General features: G+C 59.3%; 19 protein-coding genes. 10 read left to right on the top strand and 9 right to left on the bottom strand.

Annotation, left to right across the window (positions count from 1 at the left end; genetic code table 11):
- Positions 1 to 48: 48 nt before the first annotated feature.
- The 3 genes from HF945_RS17170 to HF945_RS17180 all read left to right on the top strand — a co-directional run bounded on the left by HF945_RS17170 (position 49) and on the right by HF945_RS17180 (position 1,601).
- Positions 49 to 516, top strand: coding sequence for a cytochrome c5 family protein (locus HF945_RS17170; protein WP_290523778.1), 468 nt, complete (start codon positions 49 to 51; stop codon positions 514 to 516).
- A 4-nt stretch (positions 517 to 520) separates the two neighbouring features.
- On the top strand, positions 521 to 877 hold the full coding sequence (locus tag HF945_RS17175; RefSeq protein WP_290523779.1) for a c-type cytochrome: 357 nt from the start codon (positions 521 to 523) through the stop codon (positions 875 to 877).
- Between the two features lie 400 nt (positions 878 to 1,277).
- Positions 1,278 to 1,601 (top strand): hypothetical protein, encoded by a 324-nt coding sequence (locus HF945_RS17180; protein WP_290523780.1) that lies wholly within the window; start codon positions 1,278 to 1,280, stop codon positions 1,599 to 1,601.
- A 73-nt stretch (positions 1,602 to 1,674) separates the two neighbouring features.
- Here HF945_RS17180 and HF945_RS17185 read toward each other — a convergent pair whose 3' ends face one another.
- Positions 1,675 to 2,103, bottom strand: coding sequence for a hypothetical protein (locus HF945_RS17185; RefSeq protein ID WP_290523781.1), 429 nt, complete (start codon positions 2,101 to 2,103; stop codon positions 1,675 to 1,677).
- 126 nt (positions 2,104 to 2,229) lie between these two features.
- On the opposite strand from HF945_RS17185, the gene HF945_RS17190 reads away from it, so the two are divergent.
- Positions 2,230 to 3,054, top strand: a complete 825-nt coding sequence (locus HF945_RS17190; protein WP_290523782.1) for a hypothetical protein — start codon at positions 2,230 to 2,232, stop codon at positions 3,052 to 3,054.
- 460 nt (positions 3,055 to 3,514) lie between these two features.
- Here HF945_RS17190 and HF945_RS17195 read toward each other — a convergent pair whose 3' ends face one another.
- The 5 genes from HF945_RS17195 to HF945_RS17215 form a co-directional block, all read right to left on the bottom strand.
- Positions 3,515 to 4,498, bottom strand: coding sequence for an IS110 family transposase (locus HF945_RS17195; protein WP_290522779.1), 984 nt, complete (start codon positions 4,496 to 4,498; stop codon positions 3,515 to 3,517).
- 429 nt (positions 4,499 to 4,927) lie between these two features.
- On the bottom strand, positions 4,928 to 5,638 hold the full coding sequence (locus HF945_RS17200) for a DUF2894 domain-containing protein (protein ID WP_290523783.1): 711 nt from the start codon (positions 5,636 to 5,638) through the stop codon (positions 4,928 to 4,930).
- On the bottom strand, positions 5,631 to 6,278 hold the full coding sequence (locus tag HF945_RS17205) for an OmpA family protein (protein WP_290523784.1): 648 nt from the start codon (positions 6,276 to 6,278) through the stop codon (positions 5,631 to 5,633). The genes HF945_RS17200 and HF945_RS17205 overlap by 8 nt, the downstream gene beginning before the upstream one ends.
- Positions 6,278 to 8,491, bottom strand: coding sequence for a DUF802 domain-containing protein (locus HF945_RS17210; RefSeq protein WP_290523785.1), 2,214 nt, complete (start codon positions 8,489 to 8,491; stop codon positions 6,278 to 6,280). The genes HF945_RS17205 and HF945_RS17210 overlap by 1 nt, the downstream gene beginning before the upstream one ends.
- Positions 8,488 to 9,273: a DUF3348 family protein gene (locus HF945_RS17215; protein ID WP_290523786.1), complete on the bottom strand. Its 786-nt coding sequence runs from the start codon at positions 9,271 to 9,273 to the stop codon at positions 8,488 to 8,490. The genes HF945_RS17210 and HF945_RS17215 overlap by 4 nt, the downstream gene beginning before the upstream one ends.
- A gap of 163 nt (positions 9,274 to 9,436) precedes the next feature.
- Between HF945_RS17215 and HF945_RS17220 the strand changes: the two genes are divergently transcribed.
- Positions 9,437 to 9,664 carry a serine protease gene (locus HF945_RS17220; protein WP_290523787.1) on the top strand — a complete coding sequence of 76 codons (228 nt, stop codon included), beginning with the start codon at positions 9,437 to 9,439 and terminating at the stop codon, positions 9,662 to 9,664.
- 317 nt (positions 9,665 to 9,981) lie between these two features.
- Here the strand turns inward: HF945_RS17220 and HF945_RS17225 are convergent, their stop codons facing one another.
- Complete coding sequence (locus HF945_RS17225; protein ID WP_290523788.1) at positions 9,982 to 11,559, bottom strand: phospholipase D family protein; 1,578 nt, start codon at positions 11,557 to 11,559, stop codon at positions 9,982 to 9,984.
- Positions 11,560 to 11,612: 53 nt separating this feature from the next.
- On the opposite strand from HF945_RS17225, the gene HF945_RS17230 reads away from it, so the two are divergent.
- Positions 11,613 to 12,800: a BamA/TamA family outer membrane protein gene (locus tag HF945_RS17230; protein WP_290523789.1), complete on the top strand. Its 1,188-nt coding sequence runs from the start codon at positions 11,613 to 11,615 to the stop codon at positions 12,798 to 12,800.
- A gap of 516 nt (positions 12,801 to 13,316) precedes the next feature.
- Here HF945_RS17230 and HF945_RS17235 read toward each other — a convergent pair.
- Positions 13,317 to 13,628, bottom strand: a complete 312-nt coding sequence (locus HF945_RS17235; RefSeq protein ID WP_290523790.1) for a hypothetical protein — start codon at positions 13,626 to 13,628, stop codon at positions 13,317 to 13,319.
- A gap of 215 nt (positions 13,629 to 13,843) precedes the next feature.
- On the opposite strand from HF945_RS17235, the gene HF945_RS17240 reads away from it, so the two are divergent.
- Entirely contained in the window at positions 13,844 to 14,131 is a 288-nt protein-coding gene (locus HF945_RS17240) for a hypothetical protein (RefSeq protein WP_290523791.1), read from the top strand.
- A gap of 437 nt (positions 14,132 to 14,568) precedes the next feature.
- On the top strand, positions 14,569 to 15,072 hold the full coding sequence (locus HF945_RS17245) for an N-acetyltransferase (RefSeq protein WP_290523792.1): 504 nt from the start codon (positions 14,569 to 14,571) through the stop codon (positions 15,070 to 15,072).
- Between the two features lie 140 nt (positions 15,073 to 15,212).
- On the opposite strand, the gene nhaD is transcribed toward HF945_RS17245, so the two are convergent.
- Complete coding sequence (nhaD, locus tag HF945_RS17250; RefSeq protein ID WP_290523793.1) at positions 15,213 to 16,442, bottom strand: sodium:proton antiporter NhaD; 1,230 nt, start codon at positions 16,440 to 16,442, stop codon at positions 15,213 to 15,215.
- 269 nt (positions 16,443 to 16,711) lie between these two features.
- Here nhaD and HF945_RS17255 point away from each other — a divergent pair, with 269 nt between their 5' ends.
- Positions 16,712 to 17,992 (top strand): imelysin family protein, encoded by a 1,281-nt coding sequence (locus HF945_RS17255; protein ID WP_290523794.1) that lies wholly within the window; start codon positions 16,712 to 16,714, stop codon positions 17,990 to 17,992.
- A 115-nt stretch (positions 17,993 to 18,107) separates the two neighbouring features.
- Positions 18,108 to 19,508 (top strand): di-heme oxidoredictase family protein, encoded by a 1,401-nt coding sequence (locus HF945_RS17260; protein WP_290523795.1) that lies wholly within the window; start codon positions 18,108 to 18,110, stop codon positions 19,506 to 19,508.

The following is a 19,508-nucleotide window of genomic DNA, read 5'->3' on the forward strand; positions in this document are numbered from 1 at the left end:
CCAACCGCACGCCCCTGAGGCGACTCACAGAACAGTAGAGGTGTAATTGTGAAAAAGAGTCTGACAGCCAGCCTGGTACTGATTGCCGCCCTGTTTGCCGCCGGCAATGTGGCTGCCAAGAACACCAAGGAAATCTCCCCCTACCCGCTGGGTGAGCGTTCCGTGTTCAGCGACCGCGCCATCGAAGAGCGTATCAAGCCGGTCGGTTCTGTGTGTGTGGAAGGCGAAGAATGTGGCACCGCCGCCCCGGCGGGTGAGGAAGTGGCCAGTGGCCCGCGCTCCGGTGACGCCGTCTACAATGCCTCCTGTGCTGCCTGTCACGCCACTGGCGCTGCCGGCGCTCCCAAGACGGGCGACGCTGCTGCCTGGGCACCGCGTATCGCCCAGGGCAACGCTACCCTGGTCAAGCACGCCATCGACGGCCTCAACGCCATGCCCCCGAAAGGCATGTGCATGACCTGCTCCGACGACGAGATCAAGGCCGCCGTCGAGTACATGGTTAACGAGAGCAAGTAACCTGATGCGGATGCTGGCAGTGACGGCGGCCCTGTTTCTGGCCGCCTGTTCTGACAGCGATCCTGCCGGCAACGCCCCGACTGCCTCCGCCGAACCGGCGGAACAGCGCAGCGGGGCGTTGTTGTATCGGCAATACTGTGCCACCTGCCACGCCAGTGGCGCCGCCGGCGCGCCCCAGGTCGGCAAGGAAAACCGTCTCTACTGGTCCCACGAAGTGGAAGAGGAAGGTTTCGAAACCCTCGTCCAGGAAGCCATTCATGGCATCAACGCCATGCCCCCCCGCGGCAATTGCTACGACTGTTCCGATCAGGAAATCCGCAATGCCGTTATCTACATGCTGCAATTGAGCGCGGCGAAATAAGTCCAGCTGCAAGTTTCAAGCTGCAAGCGACAAGGCGCGTTCAGGCGCCGGGTTGGCGGCGATGCCGTGCCCGCGAACTGGTGTCTGGGTGTTGCAGATTTGCTGAATAAGACAACACCCCTTCCGGTTTTCACCCGCGCGCAAGTTGAATAGGCAGGATATGGCTTGCATAAATTTGTAAGTAGTTGAGTTAAAGTGGTTTTTCAGAAAAGTGGATGCAAGAAAACTCCGAGTAAAAATTCCCGTTCAACACGCAAGTGCAAGAAAAGTCTGTTGAAAGTGGTTCCTGCTTGTGGGGCAAGTCACTGATCGATAGGCGGTTTGTTGGGATTCTTGAGGTGGGGTAGATCGGGGATATACAGCAAAGTGTTATATCGCATCTGCAATTGAATAAACTGTTATGAATATGAGTAAACGACCCAACTTCATATATGTGGCCGGAATGATCCCTGTTCTCTTCGTGGTGGGCCTTCTGATATTCCTTACGTTCGATAACCTGCTCTCAAGTAGGGCTGTGTATGGAGACAAGTTTGGGAATGCATATGAGGTTGATGGGCTTGCTGCAATTTTAGTGAACCTGGGCATATTTGGGCTTATTGCTTGGCTGGGCTCTTACTTGGCATTCCTTGTAAAGCGCAGCGCAAAGCTCATGTGGGCTCATAGAGCTATCGGGGTTGTTAGCGGTGTTTTTATAGCGGTTGGGCTGGTCTATGGCCTTTCATAACAAGCGGCGGCAGGCGGATCAAATTTCCGCTCGTTCCTCGCTCCAATTTGCCCGCTGCGCCGGGCGTTATGAGTTACTCTTGATTCTGCTGTTGTTGCGGCGTTGAGTCCGCTCGAGGAGTAGCTGCCCTTTTGGGCTCATGCGTATAACTCAGCTTGGTTTCCCCCAGCACTTCACAGGCCTGCAGAATGCGGGCTTCCACCAGCACCTCATCCCCCGGCAACAGATCCAGTGCCACGTCGCCGGTCTTCTTGCTGTTCCCTTCGATAAATAACTTGCTGGACTCGCTGTTGATCAGGGTGGTGCCGTTGCGGGTGCGGCTGGCGCGCAGCAGGTAGGTGAGGGTGTTCCAGGTGCCCTTGCAGCTGACTTCCAGACTGAAGTGGTGTTTGGCATCAATGGCGCTGTGGTGAATCTTCAACTGGCAATCCTGGGCAGCTGCCATGCCAGGGATGAAGAGTAGCGACATCAGTGTCAACGCTATGAGGGATTTGTGGGCCATGGATGGGATTGCCGGCAGTCGTTGTCATTGCAGTTTACCCTGCGATAACACCATGCCCAAGTGCTGGCAGGGTTGTGTGCAAGCCGTTAGGGTTGGGGTTAACAAACATCAGAGTGGTAACAGTGGATGGGTAATACGTTGAAAAACGGGCGTCGAGAACAGCATTTTTGGCTCTACGGGGTAACGGTATTGCTGCTGGCTGTCAGCCAGTGGGCGATAGCGGAAGAGCGTGTGTCTGTCAGTCGTCTCCTGGTGGCCTCCGGTGTGGACGGTCAGATGCCGGTGTTCGAAAAAATGGTGCAGGGTACGTTGGCACAGAACCCGGCATTTGAGGGTGAGGAAAAGGCGGTGTTGCAGCACATTGCCATGGAGTCTCTGCGCGGGGATGTGATTTATCGATATGTGGAGGACGCTGTCACTGAGGCGTTGCAGCCGGGGGACAGGGAGACCTTGATGCTGTGGTATGACTCGCCGTTGGGACAGCGCATTACCGAGCTGGAATTGAAGGGCCTGGAGGCGGATGCCTTGCCTGCCATGAAGGCCGCGGCGGAGGCGCTGGTGGCGGACCGACCTCGCATGGAGGCGGCGGCGCGGCTGGATGCGCTGACACAGTCTTCTGACCTGGGGATGGCGCTGCAGAAGAAAGCCATGCTGGCCAGCTTCATGGCGGAATCCATTGCGACGAATCCGGATGCACCTGTAGAGACAGCGGAACTGGATGCGCAGCTACAACAGCATCAGGGCGCCATGCAGCAGTTGATTGAACAGCAGACCCTGTTGTCGTTGGCATTTACCTATCGTGAGTTGCCGCTGGAAAAAATTGCCAGCTATGAAAGTTTTCTGTCCACGTCGGCGTCCCGACGTTATCAACAGGGTTTGAAGGCTGGGTTGCTGGCCGGGGTGGATGCGGTGTTGGAAAGTTGGGAAGCCGGGCTGCGGGAGTATTATTAGTTGCGAGCTACGCTCGAGGTGCGAACCTGTATTGGTTGTGGCGCCCACCTGGATGACTTGATGTCTGCTGATTTTTCATCGCCCTCTGGCACGTGCTTGTCCTCGCCGGACGGGCCCAAAGGGGTGTTGCGCGACACCCCTCTGGCGTTCCGGCCATTCCCCGGTATGGGAATGGCGCTCCAGCGGGCAAAACATGTTTTGCAAATCCCCGCTTACGCCCCCCTTGCCCCGACTCCGTTCGGCCCGCTCCGCGGGCACACTCCGGTACTCATAATCTGAAGGACGCAAAAAAGACTCGCTCCGCTCAGACAGGTTTTTTGCTCTTCGCCTTCAGATTATTCCGTTCCTCGACTCACTCTAACGGGGATGATGCCCTGCTGCTGGCATTGGTGCGGTTTCATCGCACAAAAGCGGAAGGTTGCTGTAGATACCGTCTCTCTCCATACCCTGCAAGCCGTCTCTATGCGACTTGTGGGGTATATTTCTTTTGGTGCTTGATTACCCCATAGGCGATTTGCACCAGCTTGCGCATTGCTGCCACCACAATCACTTTACCTGTCTTCCCCCTGTCTTCCATGCGCCGTCTCAGTGCCCGGATATCGGGGTTGTGGGTGCATGCTGTGACTGCTGCCATGAACAATTTTCCCCGTACGTTGGCGCGGCCACCTTTGCGGATCTTTGTCGGCTTTCTGGAGTCGCCGGATTCATTGTGCACCGGCGTAATGCCCAGGAAGGCGGCACATTGCTTGGCTGACCGGAAGTCCCGACTGTGTATTAGCGACAGCAGCTCTCGGGACATCACATCGCCTACCGCAGTGATGCTCTCCAGCAGTGAGCGGTCCTGTTTCAGTTCAGGATGGCCATCAATGTGGTCATCGATGTCCTTTTTGAGCTTGCGGATCTCCTCATTCAGTGTCGCGATCATGTCCTGTATAGAGGCAATGACTCGCTCGCTTGACTGGTTGAATTCCGCTTTCTCAAGCCGGTTTTCTTCCCGCTGACGGTCTTTCTCCAAGGCCTCCAGACGAGCACCAAGCGCTCGTAACTGCCTGATCTCTGGCGCTTCCGGCTGCCATTTATGTAGTCGCTCATGCTTCTCTTTCACGTAGAGAGCCAGGCACAGCGAGTCGAGCTTGTCTGTCTTGCTTGAGAACCCTTCACTCTTGGCGAAGTCCCTGGTGCGCGCCGGATTGGCCACATACACCTGCAACCCAGCTTCATGGAGTGCGTAGGTCAGGTTCTCGTGATAAATACAGGTGGCTTCCAGCACCACATGAATCTCGGACGGCTCAGCACCGGTCTGCTTGAGCAGCCACTGCGCAACCTCGTGCTCCTTCCCGCGCCGATTCTGGAAAACCCGTGTTTTTACCTTCCGGGGATTGGCCTGGCGCAGCCAAAGTGTATCGAGGCTCTTTTTGCTGACATCAATTCCAACGAAGTGCATCTCTCGTGTCTTCCCTTGCTTATACGGCTTCATCCCGCGGAGGGGAGAGCCCGGATACCGTTCAGATTTAAGAGAATGGGTCGGAGCCAGGATCTACGTCACAGGGTCTATGCCCTCAGGAGCTTGTCAGGCTTTAACCCGACCCGTGAGTGCTGGTAGCTAATCAGCACTCGTGGAGAGATACAAGGAGCTTGCCTGCAAGCGATCCGAGCCTTGGCGAGGTAAAAAGATTCGAGTTGCGAGTTTCGAAGGGAAGAACCAGAAGCATGGAAAGCGGTTTGGGTTTTGATCTTCGGGATGTGTTTCTGGAATCCTTACCTCGCTTAGGCTCGGATCGCGGTCGAACGACCGCTCCTACGGCAGGTTCTAGCTAGCGTGTGTTGTACCGATGCAAAAAGGCATCAGGCATCAGGCGCCGCCAGGCTTCCATCATCCGCCGCGTTTCTTGCCGGCTTTTTCCAGCACCATGAGGGTGTCTACGTAATTCACGAAGTGATCCAGATAGGCGGGGGAGAGGTCCTTGAGGGCGCTGATGGCGTGGGTGACCAGACGGTGGGAATTGAGCGGGCCGGCATCGGGGGGGGTGTGGGTGAGGGCGTCTTCGATGCGGCGGCGTTTGCGTTGTTGTTGCTGGCCGGCGCGCACCCGGCTCAGGGCTTTCAGTTCTCTTGGTGCATCACTTGCCGGTTGCGGTAGCGCATCTGCTTCAAACAGATCGCCTTCCTGTTCCTGCAGCATGGCACGCAGCGGATCGCGGTTGTCCGGTTTGTGTTCTCCGCTATGACTCTGGCGCAGCTGTGTCAGCACTTCGGCAAGGGGGGAGGGTGACGGATTTGGAGCCAGCTGCCGCAGTAATGCCTTGAAGGCGTGTTGTTCGTAGAGCGGGGTAAGTTCCGGTTGTTGCTCCGGGTTCCAGTGTTGCTCGGCCTGCTGTTGTGCCGTTGCCAGTTGCTGTTCCAGCCTGTGCACTGCCTCGGCTAGACGGTTCAGGGGGCGTGGGCTGGTGTGGCGCAGCTGCGCCAGCCGTTCCTGTTGGCGTTGCAGGAAACAGAAGCCCGCAGGATCAAAGCGGTCCGCCCCCTGGGCTTGCAGGGTGTCGATGCGGTTTGCCAGATCACTGAGAGAGACTGCGTCAGTCATCGCTACCCTCTGCAGCGGCGTCGGTGTTACGACGCGGCACGGTGGTCAGCTCCACCCGGCGGTTTTGTGCCCGGGCGGCGTTGTCCTCATTGGGGACCACTGGCTGGTGAGGGCCAAATGCGGCAGCGAACACCTGGTCGGCGGGCATGCCTTGATCGATCAGACTGCGGGTAACGGTGAGGGCGCGCTGGGCGGACAGTCCCCAGTTATCTGAAAAGCGGCTGTTGCCTCGCTGGATCGGCAGGTCATCGGTGAAGCCGCTGACCATGAGCATTTCGTCATGCTGGTCCAGATACAGCTGCAGCGGCTTGACCAGATCCTTGAGCAGCACTTCGCCTTCGTCCTGCAGCTGGTCGGAGTTGATCTGGAACAGCACGCTGCCGCTGATGCCGATGCGGCCATCGCGAAAAGTAACGCGACCACTGGCCAGTGGATCGGCGAGGGCCTTTTCCAGTGCCATGCGGCGCTGTTCTTCGGCGAGGCGTTTTTCCTTTTCCTGTTGCAGCGACTCACTGAGTTCCAGCTGGATACCGATGACCCACACCAGCACCAGTACCAGGATGCCCACCAGCGCGGCCATCAGGTCGGAAAAGATGGCCCAGACCGGTGAGGCCTGGGCGTCGTCGTGAAGCTCTTCCATCAGCTGGCCTCGGCCGCAGACAGGTTACCCAGGGCGTCGATCACGTCTTTCTGGGAGGTCATGCTCAGCTCGATCACTTCGCGAGCCTGTTCCACGTAGTAGGCCAGCTGTTCATCGGCGCGGATGGCGGACTTGTCGAGGGCGCTTTCCACTTTTTGCAGGTTGTCCAGCAGCTTGTCGTTGCTGTCGCTGAACAGCTGCACGGCGGTGGTGAAGGAATCACTGAGGCTGGCCACTTCGGCAGCGCTGCCGGTCACATCGCCGGCCACTTCATTGAGGCGTTCGCTCTGCTCGCTGACCTGCTGGGTGAAGGTGTCGCCCACCTGGCTGAGGGTCTCGCTGGCGCGGGTGATCAGGGTCTCGATGGCCTCGCGCTGGGCGGTGGCCGCGTCGCGCTGGTTGCTGAGCAACTGATCCAGCTCTTCGGTAATGCGCTGACGTTCTTCCAGCAGTTCGTTGTCGCGCTCGCTGCTGCGGGTCATTTCCTCGCGCAGGCGGGTGATCACTTCCGCCGCCGCTTTCGGGGTTTCCGAGGCGGTTTCGATCAGGCGGGTCATGGGTTCTTCCAGGGCGGAGCCCAGGCGAGTCAGGTGCTCGCTGACGGTGCCCTCAAGAGCGGCCAGTCGATCGCTGGCGGCGCTGGCGCGTTCGGCTTCGGCGTCACGCAGGGCGGCCAGTTCACCACGGATACCCGCTACCAGTTGATCCAGACCTTCGCGCTGGCCGTCCAGCAGGTTGGCGGTGCTGGCTTCGAATTGCTGGTTGTTGCTGCTGAAGGTGTCGCGCAGGGCCTGCAGCAGTTGCTCATTGCTCTGCTGTTGCTGGCTGCTGTGCTGCTGCCATTGTTCGCCGGCCTGTTGAATGGCCTGGCTGAATTCGCCGGTGGCGGCATTCAGGCGGATTTGCTGCTGTTCGGCAAGGGCGGCCTGGGCATCACGGGCTTCCTGCAGCTGACGGACGTGCTGGGCCTGTTGTTCGGCCAGTTGCTCCTGCCAGTGTTGCTGGCCGTTGCGGCTGGCTTGCGCGAACTGCTCGGCCACCGTTTGTAGTTGCTCGCGGCTTTGTTCTGCCAGCCCCTGTTGGCTGTCACGCAGTTGCTCCACCAGGCTGTCACTGTTGGTCTTGAAGCGATCGTGGTGCTCCGCCAGGGACGTGCTGATATCGCTGACCAGCCGGGCGCTGGTTTGCTGATGGGTGTCGAGCCCTTGCTGCCAGTGGTTGGCGGCGGCTTCGGTGGTAGCGCGGAATTCCCGGGTCAGGTCGCTGAGCTGCTTCTCGGTGAGCTCGGCCAGACGGGCATGGGTACCTTCCACCTGTTGGTTGAGGGTGGCCAGGGAGGTTTCCATCAGCGGCTGGATGTTCTCTACGGCTAGACGGCTGCTGTCGGCCAGGGTGTCCTTGAGGGACTGGCTGACGTCGCTGGCCAGCTGGCGGTACTGGCTGTTCACCGCTTCATGGAACTGCTGCTGGTTGCCGGTGAGGCTGTCGCGCAGTTCAGAACCCAGGCCTTCCATGCGGGTCGCCAGCGCCTGCAGGGCGTCCACCAGGGCCGGGAAGGTTTCACTCTGTTGATGCAGGGCCTGATAGGCCGCTTCACGCTGATGATCCAGAGAGAAGGCATGCAGGGTGGTGTCGCTGAGGGTGTCCAGCTTGCGCGAGATCAGCATGCGGTCGCGGCGGCACAGGGTGGCGGTGAGGCCGAGCATGGCGGAGGCAGCTACCCCGGCGATAGAGGTGCCGAAGGCCAGGCTCAGGCCGGCGATGGGGGCGGACAGGGCGCTGCGGATGGCGGTGAGCTCGCTGCTGCCGTCCAGGGCGGTGGCGGCGCCCTGCAGGGTCACGATCATGCCCACAAAGGTCCCCAGCAGGCCGAGCATCACCAGCAGGCCGGTGAGGTAGGGGGTCAGTACCGGGCCGGGCAGGGCGGCGGGGTGGCCATCAATGCGGCGCTGGACGCTGTGACGCAGCGGCACCGGCAGGCTCTGCAGCCAGTGGCGCAGACTTTCGCGGCTGTCCGGCAGGTCGTCCAGGCGTTTGTCCAGCGCGGCGGTATTGCGCCGGAAGCGCAGCAGTTCAGCGAAGCCCAGGGCATAGACCGCGGCAATGATGGCGGTCACGGTAAAGGCCACGGGCTGGCTGACGAAGGTGATGGCGATCCTCAGGACTGCGATGGCGCCGATCACAAAGGGCGCAGCAAATAGATAGCGTTTCATGGAGTGGGGCTTACCTCATTGGTGTCATGCGCGTCGGCGGGGGCCGCATCGGTTGCTTCCCGGGCCGCCGCGAGCAGGCCAAGAACCGGTTCCTGTCGGGCATCCAGTTCGGCCAGTAACAGCATTTTCAGTTCCCGTCGAAACTGGGTGAGCCAGCCCTGTGGGCGGAGCCAGTCGGCGGGGGTATGGAAAGGGTCGCGCTGCTGCCAGAGCAGGCGGTAGCGTTGTTCAAGTACGCCGGTCAGGGCGGCAAAGCCCTGGCGGGCGTAGCTGGCCAGGCCGCATTCAAATACGGCGTCCAGTTCGGCCAGGTGCGCCAGCGAGGCGCTGTGACCGGCCAGCAGGCGACGGCAGCGCAGTCGCAGGTTGCTCAGGCCGGCGATCATCTGTCGCTGGTGGGCCTGATAGAAGCGCTCGTAGGCGCCGAAGCTGGGGCGCTTTTCGGGGTCGGCGTCGTCACGCAGGGGCGGCAGGGCAATTACCGAGGCGGCTTTTTCGCCGCTGAAGCTTCGGCCCAGGTGGTCGAGCAGGGCACGGCGGGTCTTCAGCAGGTGCTCCTGCAGCTGTGCGGTCAGATCGTCGCCGGGGCTGAAGGGCCCTTTGGGCGCAACCCGCGTGGCACCGTCCAGGGCAATGGCATCGGACAGGTCAAACAGGCGCCCGAGACGCTCGGCAAAGTCGCCGTGGCTGGCCTGGGCGGCCTTGCTGTCCAGGCTGCTCAGCAGCTGCACCAGGCGGCTGCCGGAAAGGGCGGATTGTGTGCGCGGTTGCGTCCTGTGCATGATGACGGCGGTGGTCCATTGGTGTTCACGGTGCCGGGCGGGTGGTTCCGCCGGGCGAGCCGGACATTCTAATCGGGAAAGGGGTGGGATGATAATGCGTCTGTCGGTTGGGGGATATGGGGCGGATTTCTGTAATACTGGGCAATATGTCAGCAGGAGATGGATGATGAAGGCGGTCGTGATGGTTGCAATGCTGTTGTTGGCGGGCTGTGGGCCGAAACCGGTGGGCGCAGACCGGGATCGTCACGGGTGCCTCGGCTCAGCAGGTTACCAATGGTGCCCGACTATCCAGGAATGTGTGCGTAGCTGGGAGCTGGCTGAGGACCGGGGCCTGGCGAATACTCCCGAGGCGGTAGAAGCCTTTTGTGCCGGGGAGGAGGGGGGAGCGTAGGGAATAACGGCCGTTCGACCGCGATCCGAGCCTCAGCGAGGTAATCAAGTTACGAATTACCAGAAGCGAGTTTCGAAAGGCAAAACCCCAGATCGTGTGCCTGGCACGGTTTTTTATCTTGGACAGGCGTATCTGGAATCCTTGCCTCGCTTAGGCTCGGATCGCGGTCGAACGACCGCTCCTACAGCAGGTTCTAGCGAGTGCTTTCGACGCAAAAAGGCCCGCCCGGTTTACCGGGCGGGCCTTTTTGCGTCAGGCGTCAGGCGTCAGGCGTCAGGCGTCAGGCGTCAGGCGTCAGGCGTCAGGCGTCAGGCGTGCTATATCTGGCTGTCGATGGGCAGCCAGGACAGCAGCCATATCTTGAAGCGGGACCAGGCGGAGGTTTCCGGGTCATGGTCTTCTTCCAGCCGGCCCTGCGCGGTGTCGGCAGTCCAGCGCAGATCTCCTTGATCATCAAATCGCACTGACCAGGCAGAATCCCCGGCGACCCAGCGATCGAAAATGTCACTGAGTTCCTGGTTGATGGCCGGGCTGTCGATCAGCAGGGCGATCTCGGTGTTCTGCAGGATCGAGCGGGCATCCAGGTTCACCGAACCGACCACGGAAAGCCGGTCATCAATGACCATGGTCTTGGCGTGCAGGCTGGCGCGAGAGCGGCCTTTGAACCAGTGCATGCGCTTGTGTTGACCCGCGGTGGAGCGCAGTTCCCAGAGCTCTACCCCGCCTTTCAGCAAAGGCTTGCGATAATCCATGTAGCCGCTGTGGACAATGGCCACATCCGTGGTGCTGAGGGAGTTGGTGAGAATCTGCACGGAAACGTCACGTTCTTCCAGGCTGTTGAACAGCGCCACGCCCTTGTCTCCGGGGACAAAGTAGGCGGTGCTGATCTTCACCCGGTCACGGCTGGATTCCAGAATGGTTTTCAGATCCGCGCCGAGATAGAAGGACGCATGCAGGTCGGCGTGTTCCAGGACTTTCTTGGGAGTGTCCACCAACAGTGATGCGTTCCCCCAGTGGAAGGGCACGTTACCGTCCTTCATTGCCTCACTCAGAGTGCTGGTCCGTAATGCGTTGATAAACTCCGAGTTTTTCTGCTCTTCGAGAAAATCGCTCAGGTTTTGCCGCAGGGTGGCCAGATCCGTGTCGCTGTCCTCCGCGTTGAGCAACAGGTGCACGGGTACGCTGGCGGGGTAGGCCCAGTACTCGTCAAAGCTGCCGCTGGCCGGCGGTACGATGGGGCCGACGGCAAGGATATCGATGTCCTGGAAATCGATATTGGTGCTGGAAAAATACAGGTCCCCCAGATTACGTCCGCCGGTGATGATGGCCACCCCATCTGCCACCATCAGCTTGTTATGCATGCGGTGATTGGTGCGGCTGAACTCCTTGAGAATTTCCCAGTTTCTTGCCGCACCATTGCGTGACGCGACAGGATTGAAGACGCGAATTTCGATGTTGGGGTGTTGATCCAGCCGGGCCACCAACGGGTTGTGAAGTTGTGTGCCCATGTCATCCACCAGCACCCTTACCCGCACGCCACGGTCTGCGGCACTCAGCAGGCGGCTGATGATGATGCGCCCGGTCACATCGTGGGTGAAGATGTAGTACTGCAAGTCCAGGCTGGTTTGGGCGTTTTCGATCAGGGCAATACGGGCCAGAAATGCGGACAGGCCATCGTGCAGAAGGTAGAAGCCGGACTGCCCTTCATGCGCAGCCTCACGGGATCGCAGCCCTGTCACCAGTGGTGAGTCGGTATTCACCAGGGTGGTGCTTTCCGGGCGCTGTTGCGGATCGTAAGGCGGGGCGCTCTGGCAGCCTGAGGCAAAGAGGGTGGATAGAACCAGAATGGCGACAAGTTTTGGCAGTGCGGTCATGGCGCTTGTAGGATAAGTCATCGATGGGGTAATCAAACCTCAGCATGGGCAGGATTACAAACCCGGGAGAGGGTATGGAAAGGAAGCGAATCGGGGCTGCAGTATTGGTCTGTGGGCTGTGGGGGGCGGCGCAGGCGGGCTTCATGGAAGAATACATGACCGACCCGGAAGACGGCATGCCGGATGCCAGCCGTTTTCTGTCAGAGCTTCCCTTTAGCTTCATGCCAGTCCCCGTGGTGATCACCGAGCCCGCCGTGGGCAATGGGCTGGGTGTGGTAGGCGTGTTCTTTCATGAAAGTGAGGAGCAGAAGCAGCAGCGGGTGGAAGGCAATGCGCCGGCTATCCTCCCCAACAACATCAGCATGCTGGGCCTGGCGGCCACCGAGAACGGTACCCGGGCGGCGGCAGCGGGGCATATGGGGTTCTGGCGCAATGACACCATTCGCTACCGGGGCTTTGCGCTGGTGCCAGACCTGAATCTGGATTTCTATAATTTCGGTGGCCGTAATATCGACCAGCCGATTGAATTGAACCTCAAGGGACCGGCCGTCATTCAGGAATTGAAATTCCGGCTGGGAAGCAGTCGCTTGATGGTGGGGATGAGACAAACCTATCGTCAGGTCGAACTGGATCTGGCAGAAGATATCCAGTTGCCCAATCCTCGCCTCGAAGCGGCGGTGAATCGTTTCCTGGATAATCAACTGGGGGAAACCATCCGCACGTCCGGGTTGGGGGTGTTGGCGGAATACGACTCCCGGGACAATCCCATGGCGCCGCTGAACGGACTGTATTACACCGCTAACTATGTCTGGTACGGCGACAGCATTGGCAGTGATGTGAACTATGGCAGCTATACCCTGGAAGGGCTGAATTACTGGAACGTGAACGAGCACTTCAATTTTGCCCTGCGCATGCAGTACGACGGCATTGATGCCGGCGACAGTGCCCGTTTGCCTCCCTATGTGTCCCCTTATGTGGACTTGCGCGGGATTCCGGCGGTGCGCTACCAGGGCAAGTCGGTGGCCCTGGCGGAGGTAGAAGCCACCTGGAAAGCCTCACTGCGTTGGCGTTTCAATTTCTTTGCCGGTGGCGGGCGTGCTGCTGAAAGTGTCAGTGAGCTGTCGGATGCCGAGGTGGCCAATAGTTACGGGGCCGGTTTTCGTTACCTGATGGCACGCCGTTATGGCATGACTATGGGGATCGATGTGGCCCGTGGTCCGGAAGACACCGCCTGGTATATTCAGGCAGGCTCAAGCTGGTAGCTACAAGCTACAAGCTACAAGCTACAAGCTACAAGCTACAAGCTACAAGCTACGCTTGGTCGGATAGAGAAACCCGGAAAAGTTCCCGAGTTTCTGCAATTCTACGAAGCCGCTGTAGGAGTTCCCTTCCAGGGGACGAACCGAGCGACAGCGAGGAACTGAGATGCAGTTGGCGCCTGTCGTCGTTAGAGTCCGTAGGAACGTAGCGTAGCGAAGTAACGCACCGAGTGCGGGGCAGCGAAGCGAATAACCTGCTTGCAGGCGATCCGAGCCAGGGCGAGGTGAAAAGCGTCGAGTTGCGAGTAACGAGTTTCGATAGGCGAAACCAGCAGCATGGAACCTGGAAAGCGGTTTGGATTTTGAGGTTCGATACGCGTTTCTGGAATCCTTGCCTCGCTGTCGCTCGGATCGCCCAGGCAAGCTGGGCTCCTACAGGGGGGAATAGCGAGTGTTTTACCGACGCAAAAGACCCGCCGGGTTACCGGGCGGGCCTTTTACGTCAGGCGTCAGGCCGTCCTATTCTTCGCTGCCTTTGTCCATGTTCTTGCTGGCTTCTTCGGCATCTTCCAATGCCGCGAACTGTTCGGATATCAGGCTGCCGATATCGTTGTTGATGCGGCGAATGGTGTCGTAGACCATGCCAATGGTCTTGCGCTGTTTGTCTTTCAGGGAAGCGGCCTGCTCTTCAAACAGCCCCAGTTTTTCCAGGGCGTCAAATGGCAAGCTGGCGATGTGCTGGTGCACGTCTTCCACGGTGGTGGCGCCATCATCGACGGCCTCCTGAATCATGTCTTTGAGCAATTCTGCCCGCTGTACGGCTTTTTTCATGGTTGTCCTGCTGTTGTGCGTATTCTGGTGGCTAACTGCGAATGTAGCGGAAAGTGGATGGATCAACCATACGTGGAATTGTGAGAAAAATTGTTGATCCATGACCGATTGTCAGACGGAGGCCGCCATTACTGGTGCCAGAGTTGACCTCGGTAAACAAATCGCGGCAACCTGAGCCTGGCAGCCTCTGAATCCTGATCGGAACCTGGAGTGCGATGATGGAAGACGTTAAGACAATGATCACCGACATCAAGAGCAAACTTGATGAACTGGAAAACGAACTGCTGCAACTGGAGCAAAAATCGCTGGGTGACAGCGGTGATGTGAACACCGAAGCGGAGCGCCATCGCCTGGCCCTGCAGGAAGTCCTCACCGACATGCAGCAGCGCATTGATGAATACCATGAACTGGCGGACCTGGACGGCACCCATGCCGGCGACAGCTGGAAGCAGATGGATCAGGATCTAAAGGATCTGGACAGCGACCTGTACGGCGCGAACTAGCTACAAGCTACAAGCTACAAGCTACAAGCTACAAGCTACAAGCTACAAGCTACAAGCTACAAGCTACAAGCTACAAGCTACAAGCTACAAGCTACGCTTGATTCGATAGGGAAAGCCGGGAAAGTTCCCGGGGTTTTGAGACAAACGGAAAAGACTTTCAGATCGTTGAGTTCGGCGGTTTGGGAACCTGATCAGCCGCTGTAGGAACGTAGCGAAGCGGAGTAACGCACGCAGTGCGGCCCGAAGGGTGAGCGTAGCGAATAACGGTCGTTCGACCGCGATCCGAGCCTCAGCGAGGTAAGGATTCCAGAAACGCTTTTTCGGCGGCGCCCCGGGCCCTCGCTTCACTTGTAACCTTCGGCGATGGCGCTTCGCTTGAAGCCCCCGTGCTTTTCCGCAAGCCCCCTGGGCACTGGCCTGACGCAAAGGAGTGCTCCATGCCATCCTTCCATCTTCGCACTGAGCAGCCCGGCGATATCCCGGCCATTCACGCCCTCACCGCAGAGGCGTTTGCCAACGTTTCCCACAGCGATCAACGGGAACCCTTTATCGTGGATGCTCTCCGAAACGAGGGAGCTCTCTCCCTTTCGCTGGTGGCGGAACTGGAGGCTGAGCTGGTGGGGCACATCGCCTTCTCCCCGGTGACACTTTCCTGCGGTGCCAGCCACTGGTACGGCCTGGGGCCGGTATCGGTGCTACCGGAATGGCAGGGGAAGGGCGTTGGCAGCCAGCTGGTGCTGGCGGGGCTGGATGCGCTGAAGAAACAGGGTGCCCACGGCTGCGTGCTACTGGGGGATCCGACCTGGTATGAACGCTTCGGCTTTGTCGCCACACCGCTGTTGCGTCTTGCAGGCGTACCGGCTGAATATTTTCAGGCGTTACTGCTCAACGGCACCTGGCCGGATGCGGAAGTTCACTATCACCCGGCGTTTCAGGTTTAAGAGGCAAGCTTCAAGCTACAACGCGAGAAAGTCTTATGTATCATCTATGCCTTTGCCCGCGCCAAAGCATTTGTCCGCGGCACGTTATTTCAACATCTACTGTCTGGGCTCGCGTTGCAGCTTGTAGCTTGTAGCTTTTATTACAGCAACGTCCCCAGGCCCAATACCGCCACAAAGCCCACACTGTACGCCGCCAGCAGATAGCCGAAGTAGCGCAGGTAGGAGCCAAATGTGAGGGCTTCCACCTTGCTCATGGCGATCACGCCGGCGGCGGAACCAATCACCAGCAAGGCACCGCCAACCCCCACCGAATAGGTCAGTGACAGCCATTCTGGCAGGGTCATCTCAATACCGGAATTGAGCAGGGCGGCGGTCAGTGGCACGTTGTCGAACAGGGCCGAGGCCATGCCCACGACGAAGTTGGCGGCTACCGGGGGCATCACTTCGTAGAGTGCCGGGAAGTAGGCCAGCATGCCCAGTTCCTTGAGCATGCCCACCAGTAACAATACGCCAAGGAAAAACAGCAGGGTGTCGAATTCGATCTTGCGGATGTATTCCAGAACCGGTTCATCCTTGTTCATGAATTGTACCACCATGAACATCAGTGACAGACCGAACAGAAAGCTCAGCACCGGCGGGATGCCAAACGCCACATTGGCGGCAATGGTGCCGAGGATGGTGGCAAAAAACAGCAGGGCGATGACCTTGTCACCCCGGTCGATGACCCGGGCCTGTTTCTTGATGTGCAGTTCGCCATCGAGTCCCAGCGACAGCAGGCCCGCCAGTACGGCCACCGCAGCGCCCGCGGGAAGGCTGAGTAGCAGCAGATCCGGAATGGCCACCTTGCCAGCCAGGAAAATCATCAGGGTGGTGACATCACCGGTAATCAACGCGGTTCCCCCGGCATTCACCGAGAACACCACCAGCACCAGATAACGCATCATTTTCCGGGCCGGCAGGTCCAGGTTCATCAATACGGCAATACACACCAAGGTGGCGGTAATGTTGTCCGCCATGGAGGAGAACAGAAAGGCGAACAGCCCGGTGAGCAGCATCAGTTTGCGTTCACTGATCCGCGCTGGCAGCAGCCGGTTGACCATGTTGTCGATGATGCCCTTGCCGGACAGGTACGCCACGAAGGTCATGGCGGCCATCAGGAACAGCCACAGGGTGGCGATGTCCAGCAGGTTTTCATTCAGGCTGTCCATCAGCTCGGCATGGCTGAGGTGTGAGGGTGGAGCAATGAAGAACAACAGCCAGGCAAAGGATCCGAAAAACAAGGTGGTCTTGGCTTTGTCGATATGCACGATGTCTTCAATGACGATGGACACAAAGCCCAGAGATACCAGAATGAGGAGCACAGTAGTCATAAGGTTGTCTCGCAGAGTGAGGGCGGACAGGACCGCGACAGCGTTTGCTGCGAGCTGCATTCTAGGCCTGATATGAACTGCGTTCACCATGGAAACCTGATGTATCCCCCTTTTTACCCCCGGAATTGCCGGACAACAGCCCCGAATCGGTGTTTTTTTGCCGTTATCCCTTTAAAATAATGAGAATAATTCGCATTATTGTGTTTTTGGGTAGTCCGGTTGTCCGGGAAGCCCTGCTTTGCTGTCGAGTATCAAATTGAGGAAACCCTATGTTGACCCGTGTTGCTGCCGGAGGGCTGCTGCTGTCCTCCCTGTGGATTGCCGGTTGTAGTGATGAGCCCCCCGCCGCCCCTGCTGCCCCCTATGACGAAGCGCAGGCCCGGCAGGTGGTCAGCCATTACGGCGAGTTGGCCCTGGCGGTGTACAGCGATGCGTTGGCCCAGGCGAAGTCGCTGCAGTCGGCCATTGATGCCTTGCTGGCAGATCCCTCTGCCGAGACCCTGGCTGCCGCCCGTGAAGCCTGGAAGGTCGCACGGGTTCCCTACATGCAGACCGAAGTGTTCCGGTTTGGCAACCGGGTGGTGGACGAATGGGAAGGGCAGGTGAATGCCTGGCCTCTGGATGAAGGGCTGATCGATTATGTGGATGACAGCTATCAGGCGGTGATGGGCAACCCGGGCGCCCGTGCCAACATCATTGCCAGCGAGTCGCTGACGATCGGTGAGCAGACCCTGGACCTGAGCAATCTGAACGGCGAGTTGCTGGCCAGCCTCAATGAACTGGGCGGTTCGGAGGTCAACGTGGCCACCGGTTACCACGCCATCGAATTTCTCCTCTGGGGGCAGGATCTCAACGGCACCGATGCGGGTGCCGGGCAGCGCCCTGCGACGGATTTCGCCACCGACGGCACTGCCACTGGCGGCCATAACGAGCGTCGCCGGGCTTACCTCAAGGCGGTGACCGAGTTGTTGATCGAGGATCTGGAGTTCATGGTGGCCCAGTGGCAACCGGGGGCAGACAACTACCGCGCCGAACTGGAAGCGGATGATCCCAGGAACGGGTTGCGCAAGATGCTGTTCGGCATGGGCAGCCTGTCCCTGGGCGAGCTGGCCGGTGAACGGATGAAGGTGGCCCTGGCGGCGCACTCGCCGGAAGATGAGCATGATTGCTTCAGTGACAACACGCACTTCTCCCACTTTTACAACGGCAAGGGCATTCGCAATATCTATCTGGGCGAATACCAGCGGGTGAATGGTGAGACGCTGAATGGCCCGTCGTTGAGTGATCTGGTGATGGCCAATGACCCGGAGGCGGACCAGGCGCTCAAGCAGGAGCTGCAGGCATCGGAAGCTGCCCTGCAGGTGCTGGTGGACAATGCGGCCAATGGTACACACTTTGATCAGCTGATCGCCCCGGGCAATGCCGAGGGCGCGGCTGTAATCAACGGTGCCATCAATGCCCTGGTGGAGCAGACCGGGGGTATCGAAAAGGCCGCCCTGGTTCTGGATATCAAGGCGCTCAATCCTGACACGGCTGATCACCAGTTCTGAAATTGATTCTGGTTAACTGGTAAGATGACGCCGCCCATCCAGGCGGCGTTTTACTTGCCGCCGGGAAATGGTGCCGCCGTCACGTGGCTTTTGTCATTCTGGAAGGATACTTGCCTTGCGTTATACCTTGTTGTCTCTCTCCCTTGCCGGCTTGCTGGTCGGTTGTGATACCGGCCCGACCTTTACCCAGGCGGAACCCGGAGAGCACCTGTCCGCGGGTGAGGGTACCGTGACCAAAACGGACCAGAATGCCTTTTCGCTGCCGCTGGCCAATCTTTCTCCCACCCGGCGTCTGGATTTCAGTGTCGGCAACAGCTTCTTCCGCAACCCCTGGGTGATTGCCCCGGCGTCCACCGATGCCCGCGATGGGTTGGGACCGTTGTTCAACACCAACGCCTGTCAGAACTGTCATATCAAGGATGGCCGCGGTCATCCGCCGGGCCCGGAGGCCAAGCAGGCAGTGTCCATGCTGGTACGCCTGTCGGTGCCTGCCGGCGAGGGCGATGATCTGACCCGCAGCGGTCTGGTGGCCGAGCCCAACTACGGTGGCCAGTTCCAGGATGCGGCCATTCCCGGGATCGTCCCGGAAGGGCGGGTGCGGGTGGAGTATTCCCCGCTGGTGATGACCTTTGCCGATGGCCACGAGGTGGAATTGCGCAAGCCGCGGCTGACGTTCAGTAATCTGGCCTATGGCGAGATGCACCCGGCCACGCTGTTCTCGGCGCGTATCGCACCGCCGGTGATCGGGCTGGGTTTTCTTGAGGCGATCAGTGACGAGGATCTGCTGGCCAACGAAGACCCGGATGATGCAGACGGTGACGGTATCAGTGGCCGTGCCAACCGGGTGTGGGATCGAGCCAGCGGTACGGTGCAGGTAGGGCGCTTTGGCTGGAAGGCCGGTCAACCCAGCCTGCGTCAGCAGAATGCGGAAGCCTTCGCCAACGACATGGGGCTGACCAGCCATCTGGTGCCCACGGATTCCTGCGCGCCCAGCCAGGAAGATTGCCTTGCCCTGCCGGACGGGGGAACCCCGGAGGTGAGCGACGAGATTCTCGACAACGTGACTTTCTACACCCGCAATCTGGCGGTGCCGGCGCGAAGGAATGTGGATGATCCCCAGGTACTGAAGGGCAAGAGCCTGTTCCATGAAGCCAACTGTCAGGGCTGCCATGTGCCTTCTTTCACCACCTCCGCCGACGCCCCGGAACCGGAGCTGGCCAACCAGACCATTCGCCCCTACACCGATCTGCTGCTGCATGATGTGGGCCCGGGACTGGCGGATGGCCGTCCGGAGTTTCTTGCCAACGGGCAGGAGTGGCGAACCCCGCCGCTGTGGGGAATTGGTCTCACTGAAGCGGTGAACGGCCATACCCAGTTTCTCCACGATGGCCGGGCGCGCAATCTGATGGAAGCCATTCTCTGGCACGGTGGCGAAGCGGCGGCTTCCCGTGACAAGGTTTTGACCTTCGATGCCGAACAGCGTGCTGCGCTGTTGGCGTTCCTTAATTCACTCTGA

The sequence above is a fragment of the Alcanivorax sp. genome (assembly GCF_017794965.1).
GTDB lineage: Bacteria > Pseudomonadota > Gammaproteobacteria > Pseudomonadales > Alcanivoracaceae > Alcanivorax.